The following is a 17,749-nucleotide window of genomic DNA, read 5'->3' as shown; positions in this document are numbered from 1 at the left end:
TTTAAGTGCTGGACGTCAATGCATTTGACAAACTGAAGATCGGCCTGGCCACCGCCGACGACATCCGCGGCTGGAGCTACGGCGAGGTCAAGAAGCCGGAGACCATCAACTACCGCACCCTCAAGCCCGAGAAGGACGGCCTGTTCGGTGAGCAGATCTTCGGACCGACCCGTGACTGGGAGTGCGCCTGCGGCAAGTACAAGCGTGTGCGCTTCAAGGGCATCGTGTGCGAGCGCTGCGGCGTGGAGGTCACCCGCAGCCGCGTGCGCCGCGAGCGCATGGGCCACATCGAGCTGGCCGCGCCCGTGACCCACATCTGGTTCTTCAAGGGCGTGCCGAGCCGTCTCGGCTACCTGCTGGGCATCGCGCCCAAGGAGCTGGAGAAGGTCATCTACTTCGCCTCCTACATGGTCACCAAGGTCGACGAGGAAGCCCGTCACAACGACCTGCCGGACCTGCAGGACGAGTTCGACACCGAGGTGAAGAACCTCGAGCGTCGCCGTGACAACGAGATCGAGGAGCGCGCCAGGAAGGTGGAGGCCGACCTGGCCGAGCTCGAGGCCGAAGGCGAGGTCAAGCACAGCGCCAAGGCGAAGCTGCGCAACGGAGCCGAGCGCGACATGGCGGCCATCCGCCAGCGCTTCGACGACCAGATCGCCCGCCTGTCCGCGGTCTTCGACAAGTTCAAGTCGCTCAAGCCGGGCGACATGGAGAACGACGTCGACCTGTGGCGCGAGATGGAGGACCGCTACGGCGACTACTTCGAGGGCTGCATGGGTGCGGAGGCCATCAAGAAGCGCCTGCAGGACTTCGACCTCGAGGCCGCGGCCAAGGAGCTGCGCGAGGAGATCGAGACCGGTACCGGCCAGCGCAAGGCCCGTGCCCTCAAGCGCCTCAAGGTCGTCAACGCCTTCCTGACCACCGACAACAAGCCGGAGGCCATGGTGCTGGACGTGATCCCGGTCATCCCGCCGGACCTGCGCCCGATGGTGCAGCTCGACGGCGGCCGCTTCGCGACCTCCGATCTCAACGACCTGTACCGCCGCGTGATCAACCGCAACAACCGCCTCAAGCGCCTCATCGAGCTGGGCGCCCCGGAGATCATGCTCAACAACGAGAAGCGCATGCTGCAGGAAGCGGTGGATTCGCTGTTCGACAACGGCCGCCGCGGCCGCCCGGTCACCGGCGCCTCGAACCGTCCGCTCAAGTCCCTGAGCGACATGCTCAAGGGCAAGCAGGGCCGTTTCCGCCAGAACCTGCTGGGCAAGCGCGTGGACTACTCCGGCCGTTCCGTGATCGTGGTCGGCCCGTCCCTGCGCATGCACCAGTGCGGCCTGCCGAAGCCGATGGCGCTCGAGCTGTTCAAGCCCTTCGTCATCAAGCGCCTGGTGGACCTCAACTACGCGCAGAACATGAAGAGCGCGAAGCGCCTGGTGGACCGCGGCGACTCCGAGGTATGGGGCGTGCTCGAGGAGGTCATCTCCGAGCACCCGGTGCTCCTCAACCGTGCGCCTACGCTGCACCGACTGGGCATCCAGGCCTTCGAGCCGATCCTGGTCGAGGGCAAGGCCATCCACCTGCCGCCGCTCGCCTGCGCCGCGTTCAACGCGGACTTCGACGGCGACCAGATGGCGGTGCACCTGCCGCTGAGCGCGGAGGCACAGGCCGAGGCCCGTTCGCTCATGATGGCGTCGGACAACATCCTCAAGCCGGCCGACGGCCACACCGTGACCATGCCGAGCCAGGACATGATCCTGGGCCTGTACTATCTGTCCACCGTGGTGGACGGCGCCAAGGGCCAGGGCCGCATCTTCTCCTCGCTCGACGAGGCGCAGATGGCCCTCGACCGCGGCGAGATCGACATGCAGGCCAAGGTGCTCATCCGCCTGCCCGAGGACTTCGTGCTGCCCAAGGACTGGGAGCCGGGCGAAGTCACCGTGGTGGACCCGGAGCCGGGCAGCCCGGACGTGGTCAAGGAGGAGCGTTTCACGGACGGTTCCGTGCTGTTCGCCACCTCCCTGGGCCGCATCCTGTTCAACGGGACCCTGCCGGTGGACTACCCGTTCATCAACGAGCAGGCGCCGAAGGGCAAGCTGTCCAAGATCGTCGACGACATCGCGACCCGATACTCCACGCAGCAGGTGGCGGCCGTGCTCGACGCCCTCAAGGACCTGGGCTTCACCCGCGCGCCGTGGTCCGGCGTGACCATGGCCTTCTCCGACATCGTCGCCCCCGAGGACCGCAACGAGATCATCAAGGGCTACGAGGCCGAGGCCGCCAAGGTCAACAGCCAGTACGACATGGGCCTGCTCACGGAGGAGGAGCGCCGCCAGGAGCTCATCAACCTGTGGACCGAGTGCACCGACAAGGTCGCCGACGCCATGCGCGAGAACTTCCATGACGACAACAACGTGAACATCATGGTGCAGTCCGGCGCACGAGGCAACTGGATGCAGATCCGCCAGATCGCGGGCATGCGAGGCCTCGTGGCGAACCCGAAGGGCGAGATCATCCCCCGTCCGGTCAAGTCCAACTACCGCGACGGCCTGTCCGTGCTCGAGTACTTCATCTCCCAGCACGGCGCCCGCAAGGGCCTGGCGGATACCGCACTGCGTACCGCCGAGTCGGGCTACCTGACCCGCCGCCTCGTCGATGTCTCCCAGGAGGTCATCGTGCGCGAGGAGGACTGCGGCACCCACAAGGGCCTCGTGATGAAGGTCGCCGAGCGTGACGACGACGGCAACCTCGTGCTCGTCAAGGCCGCCGACGGCGGTCCGTACTCGCGCCTGCTGGCCACCGACGTGATCGACCCGGCCGATGGCCAGACCGTGCTCTACCACGCGGGCGACGCGCTGAGCATGGACGTGCTCAACGACCTCGTGGCGCACGGCGTCGAGGAGGTCAAGGGCCGTTCGGTGCTCACCTGCGAGTCCAAGCGCGGCGTGTGCGCGAAGTGCTACGGCTGGTCGCTGGCCACGAACAAGCTTGTGGACGTCGGCGAGGCCGTCGGCATCGTCGCGGCGCAGTCCATCGGCGAGCCCGGCACCCAGCTGACGCTGCGTTCCTTCCACTCCGGCGGCGTCGCCTCGGCTTCGGACATCACGCAGGGCCTTCCCCGTGTCACCGAGCTCTTCGAGGCGCGTACGCCGAAGGGCGAGGCGCCGATCGCCGAGTTCGCGGGCACCATCAAGGTGGAGGACTCCGAGCGCGGCCGCCAGGTCATCCTGACCCCGGACGACGAGAACGTCGAGGCAATCACCTATTCGGTGACGCGCCGCGCGCCGATGTTGGTCAAGGACGGCGAGCACGTCGAGGCCGGTACGCAGCTGATCGAGGGTTCCGTGGACCCGAAGAAGATCCTGCGCATCCTCGGCCCGAACGCCGCGCAGACCAACATCGTGGAGGAAGTGCACAACGTGTACCGCTCCCAAGGCGTCGACATCCACGACAAGCACATCGAGGTCATCGTGCACCAGATGCTGCGCCGCGTGACCGTGATCGACTCCGGCGACACCGCGCTGCTGCCGGGCGAGCTCGTGGACCGTTCGCGCTTCCTGGAGGCCAACCGCAAGGCCGTGGCCGCCGGCGGACGTCCCGCCTCGGGCCGTCCTGAGCTCATGGGCATCACGAAGGCATCGCTCGCGACGGATTCGTGGCTGTCCGCGGCGTCCTTCCAGGAGACCACGCGCGTGCTCACCGAGGCCGCGCTTTCTGAGAAGGAAGACGACCTCAAGGGCCTCAAGGAGAACGTCATCATCGGCAAGCTCATCCCGGCCGGCACCGGCCTGGCGCGTTACCGCAACGCGACGGTCGAGCCGGACAAGGCGATCCGCGAGACGATCTACCCGAACTTCGGCCTGAGCGACGACGCCCTCACCGGCGACTTCTCGGACGCCGACCTGAGCGACGTGGACTTCTCCAACATCGACTTCGGCGACCTGAAGCTCGGCGACGACTTCAACCCGGACGACTTCCTGGACGATAACGGCGGCCAGAGCGACCTCGGCGACGACTTCGGCGACGCCGACTTCACGCTCTGACCTGAAACCGGGCAAGCCCCGGTGTCCCTTCCAGAAAACGCACGAAAAGCGAGAGATTTCTGGAAGGGACACCGGGGCTTGTGCTATGACTTGGGGTATGCAGAAACTACCTTATCCACCGCCGCCCGAGCCGGGCTGGGGCGACGAGGACGTCGCCGCCGCATCGGCGAACGCGACGGCACAGCCCGAACCCACACCGACGCCCGCGGAACCGCTGCTGACCTCGTCGCAGCCGATCGTGGGGGAGGCGGACGACGACCAGTTCGACGGACCGCTCGAGTACACCGCGGCGCAGGGCGCCACCGGCAGCGAGGAGTGGGACGGCACCGTGCTGTCCACCGCCTTCATGACGGAGGAGGCCCCGCAGGCCGTCTACCGCATGGTCAACGACGTCACCGGGCAGAACATTACCGTCGACATGGGCGTCCTCCTGGGCCGCAAGCCCTCGCAGGACATCCCCCAGGGCGCCAAGTCGGTGCGCCTGGTGGACCCCACCCGCACCGTCTCGCGCAACCATGCCGCCATCAGCTTCGACCAGGACGGCACCCTATGGATCGAGGACTACGGTTCCCTCAACGGTACCTTCGTCATCGACGCCGCCGGCGAGCACAAGGTCGAGAAGGGCAAGCCCATGCAGTTGACCGCCCCCGTGAAGGTCCGCATTGGCGACCAGGTCTTCGACTTCGAACAGGTGTGACCATCTAGAAATCTCTCGTTTTTCGTGACTTTTCTAGGACGACCCGCTTACGCGGGTCATCCTAGAAAAGTCACGAAAAACGAGAGATTTCTCTTGGGGAAGTGACTTCTATTGCCTCGTGCGCAGGACCTCCAGGGTGGCGGGCTCGCCGAGCTGGGACAGCCAGTCGAGCAGGGCCTGGTAGAGGTAGGGATTCGCGGCGAGGGCGGGGTGCAGCTCGGGGGCGTACTGCGCGATCTGCTGCATGCGCGTCGGGTCGGTGGTGGTGGCGGCCTCTTGTGCGGTGAAGCCGTAGGGGTTGGTCGGCTGGATGTGCAGGTAGGAGGGGTCGGCGGCTTGCTCGGGCTGCTGCGTGCCGTAGGACGGTTGTTCGGTCTGCGTGCCCGTGACCTGGAACTGGGCGTGCAGCAGGTCGACGTCGTCGGCTTCCTGCGTCTGCGGCTCGTAGGAGGCGGGCTGCTGCGTCGTGTAGATCGACTGCACGGCAACCGGCTGCTCGCCGTACGGCGACTGCGACGCCCGCTGCGCCTCGTAGGACTGGTAGGCAGGCTGTGCGTCGGCCACCTGTGCCGACTCGCCGCCCGGCTGGTAGGCATCCCGGGCCGCCGCGTCCCGCGGCTGCGCGACGCCGTCCTCGACATAGCGGTCGACGACGACGCCCGCGGGCGCCTCGTAGCCCAGCTGGGCGGCGGTCTGGCGGGCGCGCTCGTCGCCGAACTCGGCGATCCAGCGCAGCAGGCCCGGGTAGGCACGCTGGTGGGCGGCCACGTTCGCCCCGAACTCGGGGTTCTCGTAGGCCACCTTCGCCAGGAGCACGGGATCCGCCTCCGGGTCCTGGATGATGTTCACTGCCTGATCGTAATCCACCATGGTGTGTCCTTTCTTCTTGTCTCACGTCCGCCCCCTGCCGGGGCGGTTCACGATTCCACGGTCCTGTCCGCCGGGTCATCGGCTTCGGTGCCGGTGAACGCCGCCATGCGATGGGGCATGTCGACCACGATGACGCTCACGTTATCATTGCCGCCCGCCTCGAGTGCCGCTTCGATCAGCAATCGGGCGGCCTGCCCCGCATCCGGGTGGCGTGCGGCGATTGCGGCGATCGCGGCGTCGGAAACCTCGGCATGCAAGCCGTCCGAACACACCACGAACCGGCCCGCCGCCGGCATCTCGAACAGGTCGGGCCGGATGCCGCAGGGGGCGCCGATGCACTGGGTGATCACGTTGCGTGCAATCGTTCGCTCCACCTCGCGCGGATCCATGCCGCCGTCCAGTGCCTCCTGGCGGCGCGAATGGTCCCTCGTCACCTGGCGGAAGGAGTGCTCGTTGAGCGAGCCGTCGGGGAAGCGGTCCAGGTGGTAGGTGCGCGAATCGCCCACGTTCACCACGTAGCAGCGCGGCACCGCGGCCGCGGCCGGCCTCCCCGGACCCGCCGGACCGCCGGCCGCCGCACGCACGCCGTCGTGCGGCAAGGTGGCGTCGTCGTCCACGCCGGCCCCGGGCAAGCCGCCACCGCCCAAGGTGTCGTCGCCCAGGGTGTCGTCCGGGAAACCGCCCACCGCATGCCGTCCATGCCATCCGCCGTCCGCCGTCGAAGACCCGTCCGCGGGCGCCGTCGCGCACACCACGCCCGTCACCGTCGTGCCGGCTACGCCGCCGAGGCTGCGCCCCAGCGCAATCGCCTGCCCCTGCGCCTGCCCCAGTGCGTGCAGGATGTCCTCCGGGCCGCGCCGGGACAGCCGCGCGAGCGCGCCCAGCTGTTCGGCGGCGATGGCGCTGGCGCGTTCGCCGCCCTGGGCGCCGCCCATGCCGTCGCACACCGCGTACAGGCCGGGCAATGCCACGACCTTGTCCTGGTTGGTGCGCCGCCGCCGGCCGATGTCGCTCAGGCCGCACGCGACGATGTCCTGGCTCATGACCGGTCCTTTCCTCGTGGCGATCGGCGGGACGCCTTCCCCGACGGCCGCCTGCCTTCCTGCGTGTTCCCGCGCACCGTCGCATGCAGTATACCGCGCAGGGACAGCCGTGTCCTCAGGCGGCGCAGCCTGGGCAGCGAGCCGAGGATGCGGCCGCGGATGGTGTCCACGTCCTGCCAGTAGGCGTTCGCCTGCGCGTCGTCGACCTGCTGGCCGGAGAAGGCGGCACGGTCGGCCTGGCGTTGCGCCGCCGTCAGGGACGCCTCGTCGATGCCCAGCTGCGCGGCGATCTGCCGTGCCTGCTCGGGGCGGGTGCCGTGCACGTCGACGCCGCTCTGGCGGGCGAGGTTCGCGACGGCCTGCCAGCCGGCGGCCACGCGCAGCTGCGCGCGGCCATGCCGCCTGGCATACGCCAGCTGGATCGCCTTGGCCAGCAGGATGGCGCCGGCGACGAGCAGCACGACCCACAGCGGCGAACCGTAGATCACGACGGCCCGCGCCACGCGCGCCACGGACGCCCAACGGCTGTAGTTGCCCGGGTCATCGGCCTCGTCGCCCGTCAGCGACGACTGGCCGGTCGTGTTCTGCTCGTCGCGCAGCGGGTCGGTCAGCGGCAGCGGGGGCTGGCGCACCAGCGTCTCCGGATTCGGGGGCGTCAGGTCCTGGTCCTCCTGCGGCACCTTCGTCTCCTGCGGCGTGGGGTAGAAGGCCACCCAGCCGTAGTGCTCCAGGTGGATCTCCACCCAGGCGGCCACGTCGTTGCCGGTGAACTCCACGAACGTCGTGTCGCCGTCCTGGCTGGTACGCGCGTCGGTGATGTCGCCGTCGGCGTCCTTGGGCAGGAAGCCGAGCACCACGCGGCTGGGCAGGCCCAGTTCGCGCGCCATGAGCGCCATCGCGGAGGCGTACTGTTCGCTGTCGCCGACCATCTCCTTGCCGGCGAGCAGCTTGGTGAGCCGATAGTTGCCGTGGCCGGCCAGCGACGGGTAGTCGCTGCCCAGGCCGTGGGAGAACCAGCCGTGCTCGCGCAGCTGCGAGGCGAGCAGCTGCGCCGCCTCGCCGCCGCTCGCCTTGCCGCCGGCGATGGTGGTCGCCAGGTCGCCGATCTGGTCGGGCACGTCCTCGGCGGCCGGCTGGGTGACCGGCGCGGCCTTCGCCTTCGCGATCTCCGCGTCGGAGGGCACGGCGGGGATGACGCCCTGCTCGACGTAAGTGACGCCGTCCCTGAGGCCGCCCTGAAGCAGGCCCGTGTCGGTGCCCGTGTTGTAGTAGAAGGAGGAGTCGAGGCTCGACGGGTCGAAGGTGACGGAGGTGGCGGCGCCGGCCAGCGGCAGCCAGTCGTCCGCCAGGCCATCGTGCACGGCGTACTGCGCGCTGAAGGCCTCGCCGTTGGCATGCGTGTCGATCCTGGTGCCCACGCGCACGTAGTTCGAGGAGTCGGACGCCTCGCGCGCGTCGGACAGGTTCCACACGTTGCCGTCGAAGCGGTCCATCACCGCCAAGCGCACGGGCATGCCCGCCGGCAGCCCGCGCACCGTGAGCAGCGTGTCGTCCTTGTGGTCCTTGATGAAGGCGCGCATGCCGCTCAGGGGGCTCGCATAGTCGTAGGGGCTCAGCGGCGGTTCGTAATGGTCGCGCAGGATGGTGCGGTCCTGGCCGATCGCCAGGCAGCCGCCCAGGGCCAGGGCGGCCGCCAGCACGACGATGACCGCGCTCGCCAGCCAGCGGCCGAACTCCAGCAGCTGCCAGCGCCACGACATCCACAGGACGAGCACGAGCATGGCGAGCATGCCCATGACGCCGGGAAGCCAGCCGGTGGCCGTGCCCAGCAGCGCACACAGCGCCATCTCGGCGAGCACCGCTACCGCGGACAGCGCCGAGAGACGCTCGGCGGCCATGGTGCCCAGGAAGCCGGCGATGGCGCCCGTCCACAGCACGATCGTCCACAGCGCCATGAGTGAACCCTTGCCGTCGCCGATCGGCGGGTCGACGGAAATGACGTACTTGAAGGAGTCGAAGGTGTGCAGCCAGCCGTCGCGCAGCGTGGCGAGCGTGGGCACGACGTGCGCGACCGTGGTGTCGTTGCAGCATACGACCGGCCCGACGACCCACTGCGCGAGCACCAGGAGCACCAGCTGCCACCAGGTGCGCAGCGCGGGCGCCGTGCCGGCGGTGACGATGAGCGCCGCCAGCGCGGCGGCGGCCACCGCGGCACGCGACCACAGGGCCAGGGTGCCGTAGACGTCGACGAGGGGCGTGGCGGCCAGCAGGACCGCCACCGCCACGATGGCGGCACTGGCCAGCGTGCGCCGCCACGGCGTGCCACCCAGGTCGAACCTGGTGCCGCCGCCCGTGTTGGTCATCCAGATGGCCGAATGCGTGGTCTGCGCCCACGACCCGGTGCCCGTGCCGGTGCCGGTGTCGGTGAAGGACGGATCGGGAAGGGACTGGAAGCGGCTCATCGCATCGCCCCCATCACCGCGGGCAGGTCGTCGAGCGCGCCCACCGTCGCCAGCGTGAACTCCGGGAAGCGGCGCAGGGCGCGCTCCGCGCCCAACGACGCCTGCACCACCAGGCAGGTGGCGCCGGCCGGCAGCGCCATCGCCATGTGCCGGACCTCCTCCAGGGGCTTGGCCGGACCCACCGTGAAGGCGTAGAAGGACGCGTCCGGCATGGCGGCCATGGCGCCGCGCACCAGGTTGCGTTCGTCGTCGAAGTCCGGTTCGATGGCGCTGCACTGGTCCAGGAACTGCATCACGTTCGCCGGGCGCGTGCGCAAGGCACCCGCGTTCATGGCCAGTGGACGGTCCTCGCGCAGCGCCTGCACGCCCAGGGAGGCGTGCACGCTCACGGCCAGCTCGAAGGCCGCCTGGCTCGGGTAGTCGTCCGGGTGCACGTCGCAGGAGATTGACGTGTCCGTGCGGCGCGTCGCCTCGAACTGGCGGATCATGAGCTTGCGCGCCTTCGCGGAACTCAGCCAGTGCACGTTGCGCACGTCGTCGCCCGGCTCGTACTCGCGCAAGCCGAAGAAGTCGAGGTCGTCGTCCACGATGTCGCCGCTCGGGTTGCCCTCCAGGTCGCGCGGCACGCCCGCGTGCAGCCGTTCGAGCATGACGACGTCCGGGTGGATGTACACGTTGATGCGCTGCGCCAGCCGCAGCTCATGGCGCATCAGGCCGAAGGGGTCGCCCTTGCGGATCATGAGCGGACCCACCGGAAGCACCGCGCGGGTGACCGCCTTGAAGGACACAGCCGTGTGCTTCGACTGGTGCGCACCCAGCATGGGGATGCCGAAGCGCTCGTGCACGTCGCCCATCGGCAGGTCCGCGCGGGCGCTCGCGGTGGGCGAGGAACCGGGGTTGGACACGTCGACCTGCACGTTCACCTCGTCGCCCACCACCACGCGCCGCCGCGAGACCGCCAGGCGCGCGTCGAAGGAGGTGTTGCCCAGGGACATGACGAGCGCGGCGGCCAGCAGCACCGTCGCCACGATTGCCGCGGCCAGCATCTCGTGCCAGCCGAAGCAGGCGAAACACACCCACAGCAGCACGTCCAGTCCGAGCACCGTCCAGCCCAGCGGCGAGACGTAGGCGCGCGTCCAGTGGCGCAGGCGGCGGCGCAGCCCGGCCCGGCGCCGTGACCGGTCGCGGCGCCGGCGCAGCGCGCGTGCGGAATCCGTCATGGCTTCCTCTTCCTCGTAGTCTTCGTATGTTGCCTGCATGTCCCGGCAGGGGCGGGCGTGCGCGGTCCCGCGGCGGCTCAGGCCACCGGGGCGCCCATCAGCGGGGCGGGCACTTCCTCGACGATATGCGCGATAACGTCCTCGGGCGTGGCGGCCGTGAAGAGCGCCTCACTGGTGAGCACCACACGGTGGGCGAGCACCGGCACGGCAAGCGCGTCGATGTCCTCGGGCACCACGTAGCCGCGGCCGTCGGCGGCCGCCCAGACGCGCGCGCAGCGCGTCAGGGCGAGGGCGCCGCGCATGGAGGCGCCCACGACGATGTCGTCATGGTGGCGGGTGGCTTCCACGAGGCGCACGATGTACTCGAGCAGCGTGTCGTCGACGCGCACCTGCTCGGCCGTCTCGCGCATGGCGAGGATGTCGGCGCGCGTGGCGACGGCGTCCGCGGTGGCGGCACGGTCGTGGATGTTGACCTGGCGCAGCAGGTCGATGCTGTACTCGTGCGAGGGGTAGCCGATGGTGGTCTTGATCAGGAAGCGGTCCATCTGCGCCTCGGGCAGCTTGTAGGTGCCGAGCTGCTCGACGGGGTTCTGCGTGGCGATCACGATGAAGGGCTGCGGCACGTCGTAGGTGGTGCCGTCCACGGTGACCTTCTGCTCCTCCATGACCTCCAGGAGCGCGGACTGCGTCTTGGGGGAAGCGCGGTTGATCTCGTCGGCGAGGACGACGGAGGCGAAGACGGGGCCCTTGCGGAAGGTGAAGTCGCCGGTCTTCTGGTCGTAGAAGGTGACGCCCACCACGTCGGAGGGCAGCAGGTCGGGGGTGAACTGGATGCGCTTGAAGGAGTCCGACTCGCCGCCGGCGACGATGGAGTGCGCCATGGCGCGCGCCAGCTGCGTCTTGCCGGTGCCGGGGTTGTCCTCCAGGAGGATGTGGCCGCCGGCGATGAGCGCGGTGATGCACTGGCGCACCGGCACCTCCTTGCCGACGACGACGCGCGAGACGTTGTCCGCGATGGCGTTGAAGCGCCTGGCGAAGGCGGCGATGTCCTCGCCCGCGGCCTCGACGGTGCCGGCCTGCGCACCCAGCGGCGGCACCGCGGCGACGGTGGGGGGCATGGCAGGCTGCACGGTGGCGTGCCGGACGGGCTGGGCGCCCGACTGGCCGCGGGGCGGCAGGGAGGGCATGTCCACGTGCGGCACGACGGGCGTGCCGGCGAGCACCGTGGCGTCGGCGGGATGCGCCGGCCCGGCCAGGACGGTCTCCTCGGGCAGGGAGGGCGTGGCGGCTCCCGCGAGGACGGTTTCCTCGGAGAGCTGTTCCGGATCGTTCGGTGCTGCGCTCATGGCGGTGTGCTCCTTCTCTTGGGTTCGTGTTCCTTGGCTTCGTGTGGTGTTCAGGCCTGCCGGATGGCGAAGGCCGGCTGCAGGCTGCGCTGCCAGATGGGCGGCACGGTGCGGTTGGCCAGGTGCCATGCGCTGGGCGAGACCGAGGGGGAGGGCGAGGGCGACGGGTCGACTTGCGGCTTGTCCGGACGGCTGTTGGACATCTGGTGTGCCTCGCCGCTCTCGGCCTCGTAGCCGGGTTCGAGCGTGACCTTGGCCTTCCAGGTCAGGGTGTCCGGGTCGCCTTCCTCCACGGTGATCGTGGTGTCGCCCACGCCCTTCCAGCCGCTCTGGGTGGGCTTGATCGCACGGTCGCCGTCGTACAGCGTGATGGTGTAGGACGGATCCGCCTTGCCCTTGGCATCGAAGGCACTGCCGTTGACCTTCACGTGCACCTTGGTGCGGTCCGTGCTGTCCCAGGACACGTCCACCGCGACGTCGTTGAGCGTCGGCTGAACCTTGTAGCGGGTGTCCTCGCCGGGACTGACGGACGCTCCCTTGGACGCCACGCCCTTGTAGTGGTTGAACACCGTGAGCGCGGGGCAGGTCTGCCAGGCGGTGGCGGCCCTGGAGTACGTGGAGGAGGAGGCGGGCCCGTCCGGGGAATCGACGGTCACGCGCGAGCTGCGCCCCGGCGTCTTCCACTCGTAGACGCAGGTGGAGCCGTCCAGCCTGGCCGAGAGGTTCTCGACGGGCGGCGTGACGACCTGGGTGGACACCTCGTTGGTGCGGAATTCCACGGTGCTGTGCGCGTAGCGTACGGTGCCCGCGTAGACGATCCGCTCGTTGAGGTTCACCTTGGGCACGGTGATCGTGGCGGGGCTGGCGCAGGAGGCGGACTCGCCGCTGTCCAGCGTGACGGACTCGCACCGCTGGCCGTGGCCGGCGCCCGGCACCACCGTGACGGTCACGGCCTCGGTGTTCTGGTCGAAGTCCGCCTTGGCGGAGGTGACCGGATCCGGCTCCCCATACAGTTCGCCGCCCACGGCCATGGTGTCCTCGGGGGTGGCGGCGAACTGCGCGTTGCGGCTCGTGGCGCGCACGTGCGCCGTCAGCGCGAAGGAGTCGCCGATGCGGTCGCCGGGGACGGTGAACTCGATGGAGGTGGCGTTCTGCGTCGCGTTCTGCGTGGCGGAGTAGGCGCCGTTGGCCTCGGTCAGGGTGACCTCGTAGCCGCTGAACTCCTTGTCCGTGTATTTCGGCTTCGTCCACTTGACGGTGACCTTGGTGCCGTTGCCGGTGGCCGCGGTGATCTTCGGCGCGTCGGACATGCGGTCCGGGGTGGCGCGGGCGGTGCCGGCCGACCATGGGGAGTCGCCCACCGCGTTCGTGGCCTTCACCTGGAAGCCGTACTCGGTGCCGTTGGACAGGCCCTTGACCAGGCAGGTGGTCTGCGAGTCGCACTGCTGCTCGCCGCCCTTGCCGCCGGCGGCGAACTTCACGGTGTAGTACTCGATCGGGCTGTTGCCGTCGTCGCTGGGGGCGCTCCACGTGAGCTGCACGGCGCCGTCCTGCGGCACGGCGCCGTGCTCGCCGACGATCGGCGCCTTCGGTTTGCCGCGCACCACGAAGGTGACGGTGGCAGTCACGTAGCGGTCCTCGTCCCGCGTGGCGTCGCCCACGGTGACCAGCACGGAGGCCTGACCTGCGGTCATGTCGTCCGGCGCGGTCACGGAGATCGTGCCGCCGTTGGTGGCCACCGCCAGGTTCGCGCCGGAGATGGGCGAGGCGGAGATGATGGTCAGCGGCGTGTCCGGGAAGGGGTTCTGCGCGCCGGAGAGCACGTCCACGCTTTCCGTCTTGCCTGCCTGGATCTCGCGCGTCTGGTCCGGCACGCGCGCCAGGGCGCGCTTGGAGCCGACCACGCGCACGGTCACGCCGGCGGCCACGGGCGTGCCCTTGCCGTAGTCGATGGCGAAGTTGACCGACTGGGTGGTGCCGGCGTGCGCGCTCGCGGAGGCGCCCACGGTGAGCTTGCCGTCCGCGGTGAGCGAGGAGGTGATCTCGCCGCCGGAGGAGCCGCCCGAGTAGGTCAGCGTCATGTCCTCGTCCGACACGGCCGTGTGGGTCAACGCTGTCAGGTCGATGGTGACGGGCGCCTCGCCGGCCACCACGTCCACCGTGGTGGTGGAGAAGGTCGGCGGCGCCACCTCATGGCCCAGGACGGTGATGGGCAGCGTGATGCGGTTCATGTTGACGTGCTTGACCGAGCCGGAGCCCTCGCTCTTGCCGTCCGTGACGTCGAAGGTGATGGAGGCGGGGCCGCCGTAGTCCTTCTCGGCCACGAACTCGAGGGTCTGGTCGTCCTTGAACAGGTCCGTGTTCGCGTTCTTGGTGGCCGTGACGGAATCCTTGACCACCACGGCCGTCTTGCCGGCGCCCACGCGCACGTAGTCGGCGATGTCGATGGTGAGCTTCTCGCCGGCGTTGACCGTCAGCGGCTCCGTCTTGGGGCGCAGCTGCGGCGGGAAGACGCCGTAGGCCGGTACCTGGATGAAGGCCGTGGAGGTGATGCCGTAGGTGGTGTTCGTGACCGTGTAGGGCACGGCGCGCGCCTCGTCGGTCAGTTCCACGCGGATGGTGGCCTTCTGGCCGGGCACCACGGACGCGTGGTCCTGCGCGGAGGGGTGCACGCCCACCTCCAGCTCGTCGAGGGCGCCGGAGGGGTTCGCGATCCAGGGGGAGACGTCCACGTCCACGGAACGCCGGTCGATGGTCGCAATCGCCGGCACGCGGTAGTCGTAGGCGGTCGGCGGCTGGATCGGCGCCTCCGGGTCGACGGTCACGGTCAGGGTAGCCGTGTCCGTCAGGCCCGCCTTGTTGGCGACGGTGTAGGTGACGTAAGCGGTGCCGGCGTGGTCGCCGGTGGTGAAGGAGATCTGGCCGTCGTGCACCTTGACGTCCTTGAGGCCCTGCGCCTCGACCTTCGGGTCGATCTCCAGCTCGGAGTCGTCGCTGGAGACGTCGTTGAGCAGCACCGGCACGGTGGTGGAGGTGTCGGTGCGCAGCGTGATCTCGTCGTCGCGCGCGTACACGTTGGAGCTGGCGCCGTCGGCGAAGATGCCGACGCGCACCGTGCCCTGCGCACGCTGGCCGGTCCAGTCCTCCACGGCGTAGTCGAACACGTCGGTGCCCGAGCTGTCCGGGTAGGCCTCGTAGATGAGGTAGTCGGCGCCGACCTCGGTGATGCGCCCCAGCTCGGGCGCCTGCTTGCCCAGGCCGGTCAGCTGCACGTCGTCGCCGTCGCGGTCGATGCCGCGCAGCGTGATCGGCACGCGGATCTTCTGTCCGGCGGCCACCTGCGCCTCCGCCTCGCCGGGCGTCGGCGGCGTCTTGTTCGCCGCGTCCGCCTTGTGCACGGCGAAGGTGATGGTGGCGGAGTCGGTCTTGCCGTCGTTGTCGCGCACGGTGTAGGTGGTCTGGTAGGAGCCGGGCTCGTCGGGCGCCTGGTAGCGCACGACGTCCGAGGCGACGAAGGCGAGGCCCTTGAAAGAGTCCTCGTTGACCTTGAGCTCGTTGTCCAGGGTGATGGTGGTGCCGTCGCTGTAGCTGACGTGGTCGGGCACGTCCACGGAGACGATGCCGCCGGTGCGCACGGACACGGTCACGTTCGACGCCTTCGGTGCGCTGTTGGCGTGGGAGGCGACGGCCGGCTGCAGCACGATGGTGCCGGTGCTCTCGCCCTTGCCGTTGGACACGGTGTAGGTGATGGGGATCGGCTTGGAGGAGGCGCGCACGGCGGTGATGTAGACGCGCTTGTTGGACACGACGCCCATCTTGACGCTCGTGTCGGAGGACGTGACGCCCGTGACGGACAGCACGCCGCCCAGCGGGTCGATGTCGTTGGACAGCGGTTCCACGATGGCGGTGCCGTCGGCGCCCAGCAGGGCGGTGTCGTTGACGGCGACGGGCTTGGCCTCGTCCTCGGCGAGCGCCTCGACCTCCATGCGCACCAGGCCGGTGGCGGGGATCGTGCCCTGCGTGATGGTGTAGGGCACGTAGTAGGTGCCGGGCTCCTCGGCGGTGAAGGTGAAGGCCATCTCGGAGGCCAAGGGCGTGGTGACGGCCTTGTCGGGGCGGTCGACCTCGGTGAGCTGCGCGGGTTCCTTGCCGGTGCCGTGCACGTAGGGCTTGAGGTTGACCAGGGTGGAGGTGCCGGGCGTGGTGCGCTTGAGCACCGGGTCGATGGACGCGGCGAGCGTATGCTCGGGCCGGATGGCGAAGATGACGGTGCCGTCGGCGGTCTCGGTGCCGTCGGAGACGGTGAAGCGCACGGTGGCCTGACCGCCGGTCATGCCGCCCGAGTTGAAGGTCAGCTGGCCGTCGGCGCGCGTGGAGACGGTCGCCTCCTCCGTGTTCTCCACGTGGGCGGCCACGAGGGTCAGGGGGTCGCCGTCGGGGTCGGTGAAGCCGCCGAGCGCGTTCATGGAGTAGCTGGCGCCCTGCTCGATCTCGATCTGCTCGGGCTTGGCGTCCAGGGCGCGCGGGGCGCGGTTGCCCGAACCGGTGATGTCGAGCGTGACGGTGGCCTTGGCGGTCTGGTCGTGCCCGTCGGAGATCTCGTAGGTGAAGGTGGCGCGGCCGGCGGGGGTGGCGGAGGCGTCGAGCTGCAGGTAGCGGCCGTCGTAGATGGGCGTGACGGTGACCGCGCTGTCCTTGGGGGCGCTCACGGAGGTGATGCGCAGCACGGAGCAGTCGGTCTGCTCGTCGTTGCGCAGCACGTCGAGGACCTGGTGGCTGCCGGCGCGCACGCCGAAGGAGTCGTCGGCGGCGGCGATCTTGCCGGAGGTGGTCGAGCAGGTCCTCTCGAAGTCGTGCTTGTTGGTGGTGGAGTCGTCGTTGCTCTGCTGGGTGGAGTGTTCCTCGGTCTCCATGGTCTTCCACTGCAGCTTGATCACGTCGGTGGACTCGTCCGGGTTCCAGATGTTGCCGTTGTTGACGTCGTTGAGCACCACGAGGCGGTGGTTGACGCGGAACCTGAGCTGCGAGGTGGCGGTGACCTCCTGCAGGTCCTGGTAGTGCGCGTCCTTGGCATCCGGCGAGCACAGGCGGATGTAGTTGGCGGCGTTCTGTTCGAAGGCGCCGTACACGCATCCGCCAAGGGAGACCGGTTCGGCCGGGTTGCCGCGCGTGCCGGTCTCGACGAGGCGTGCGGTGCCGCCGTCGAGGTCCACGGTGCCGATGCCGCGTTCGGAGGCGACGGCCACCCAGCCGGACTGGGCGCCGTCCGCGTCGGGCGCCTGCAGGGTCAGGGGTGCGGCGTCCTCGAAGTCCGCCGACCCGCCCGGCCAGGCGACGGTGTCGTCCATGGCGATCACGGGCGTGCCGTCCACCACGGTGAAGGAGTCGGCGTCCTTGTGCTGGCCGTCGGTGAGCGAGTCGAGGGTCTCGGCCGCGTTGACGTCGCGGTCCGTGACCTTGAGCACGGCGCCGTCCTTGGGCCGGTAGCCGTAGACGGTGCCGTCGTGGGTGACGGCGACCAGCCCGTTGAGCCCCAGGCGCAGGTCCGGGTCGGAGTCCTTGGGCTTGGTGGCGTCCACGTCGGCGGCGTCGGCGATCCACGCGTTGCCGTGCGCGCGGTCGAGGAAGACGACCGTGTCGCCGCCTACCAGCGTGCTCATCTGCGTGCCGGTCACCGTCCCCTCGGACATGGTGACGGTGGCGGCGTCGATGGAGCTCGTCTGCGTCTCCTCGGCCATCATGGTCACGCCGTCGTGTTGCGCCACGTCGAAGGTGGCGCTGCCGGCCGCCACCGACGCGTCCTGTTCGCGCAGCCTGGCGTTGTAGCGGGCCGCCTTGCCGTCGGCCTGCGAGGTCACCCACACGGTGCCGTCGTCGAGCTGCAGGTGGTGCCAGCTGACCGAGCTGACGAGGACCGCGCCGACGATGACGGCGAGGACCGCCAGCAACGCCAGCAGCGGCATGAGCCACGGGTGCCGCCGGCCGCGCACCAGCGTGCGCAGCCGTGCGCCGCGCCGCGGCGTGCCGGGGGTGTCCTGCTTCCTGCGGATGGCCATGTCGTGTGTCCTTTG

At 69.6% G+C, this 17,749-nt stretch carries 8 protein-coding genes; 2 read left to right on the top strand and 6 right to left on the bottom strand.

Annotated elements, in window-relative coordinates; genetic code table 11:
- Nucleotides 1-5 precede the first annotated feature (5 nt).
- Nucleotides 6-4,040, top strand: coding sequence for a DNA-directed RNA polymerase subunit beta' (locus tag BCUN_RS03125; protein ID WP_033516685.1), 4,035 nt, complete (start codon nt 6-8; stop codon nt 4,038-4,040).
- A gap of 97 nt (nt 4,041-4,137) precedes the next feature.
- On the top strand, nt 4,138-4,737 hold the full coding sequence (locus tag BCUN_RS03120) for an FHA domain-containing protein (protein WP_033516684.1): 600 nt from the start codon (nt 4,138-4,140) through the stop codon (nt 4,735-4,737).
- A 108-nt stretch (nt 4,738-4,845) separates the two neighbouring features.
- Here the strand turns inward: BCUN_RS03120 and BCUN_RS03115 are convergent, their stop codons facing one another.
- From BCUN_RS03115 to BCUN_RS03090, 6 genes are all read right to left on the bottom strand, one after another.
- Entirely contained in the window at nt 4,846-5,607 is a 762-nt protein-coding gene (locus BCUN_RS03115) for a variant leucine-rich repeat-containing protein (RefSeq protein ID WP_033516683.1), read from the bottom strand.
- Nucleotides 5,608-5,654: 47 nt separating this feature from the next.
- A complete protein-coding gene (locus BCUN_RS03110) occupies nt 5,655-6,650 on the bottom strand; it encodes a PP2C family protein-serine/threonine phosphatase (RefSeq protein WP_051920586.1) in 996 nt (331 codons plus the stop codon).
- On the bottom strand, nt 6,647-9,112 hold the full coding sequence (locus tag BCUN_RS03105) for a transglutaminase-like domain-containing protein (RefSeq protein ID WP_051920584.1): 2,466 nt from the start codon (nt 9,110-9,112) through the stop codon (nt 6,647-6,649). Before BCUN_RS03105 ends, BCUN_RS03110 begins: the two co-directional genes overlap by 4 nt.
- Nucleotides 9,109-10,332 (bottom strand): DUF58 domain-containing protein, encoded by a 1,224-nt coding sequence (locus BCUN_RS03100; RefSeq protein WP_034258287.1) that lies wholly within the window; start codon nt 10,330-10,332, stop codon nt 9,109-9,111. Before BCUN_RS03100 ends, BCUN_RS03105 begins: the two co-directional genes overlap by 4 nt.
- A 77-nt stretch (nt 10,333-10,409) precedes the next feature.
- Complete coding sequence (locus tag BCUN_RS03095; protein ID WP_081895491.1) at nt 10,410-11,678, bottom strand: AAA family ATPase; 1,269 nt, start codon at nt 11,676-11,678, stop codon at nt 10,410-10,412.
- A 50-nt stretch (nt 11,679-11,728) separates the two neighbouring features.
- The gene (locus BCUN_RS03090; RefSeq protein WP_051920582.1) at nt 11,729-17,734 is read right to left on the bottom strand and encodes an Ig-like domain-containing protein; all 6,006 of its coding nucleotides are present in this window, start codon (nt 17,732-17,734) and stop codon (nt 11,729-11,731) included.
- Nucleotides 17,735-17,749 lie beyond the last annotated feature (15 nt).

It is taken from the genome of Bifidobacterium cuniculi (assembly GCF_000741575.1).
In the GTDB taxonomy this organism is placed as follows: Bacteria; Actinomycetota; Actinomycetes; order Actinomycetales; family Bifidobacteriaceae; genus Bifidobacterium; species Bifidobacterium cuniculi.
The sequence above is the reverse complement of the archived record's forward strand: the minus strand, read 5'-3'. Positions and strand labels throughout refer to the sequence as shown.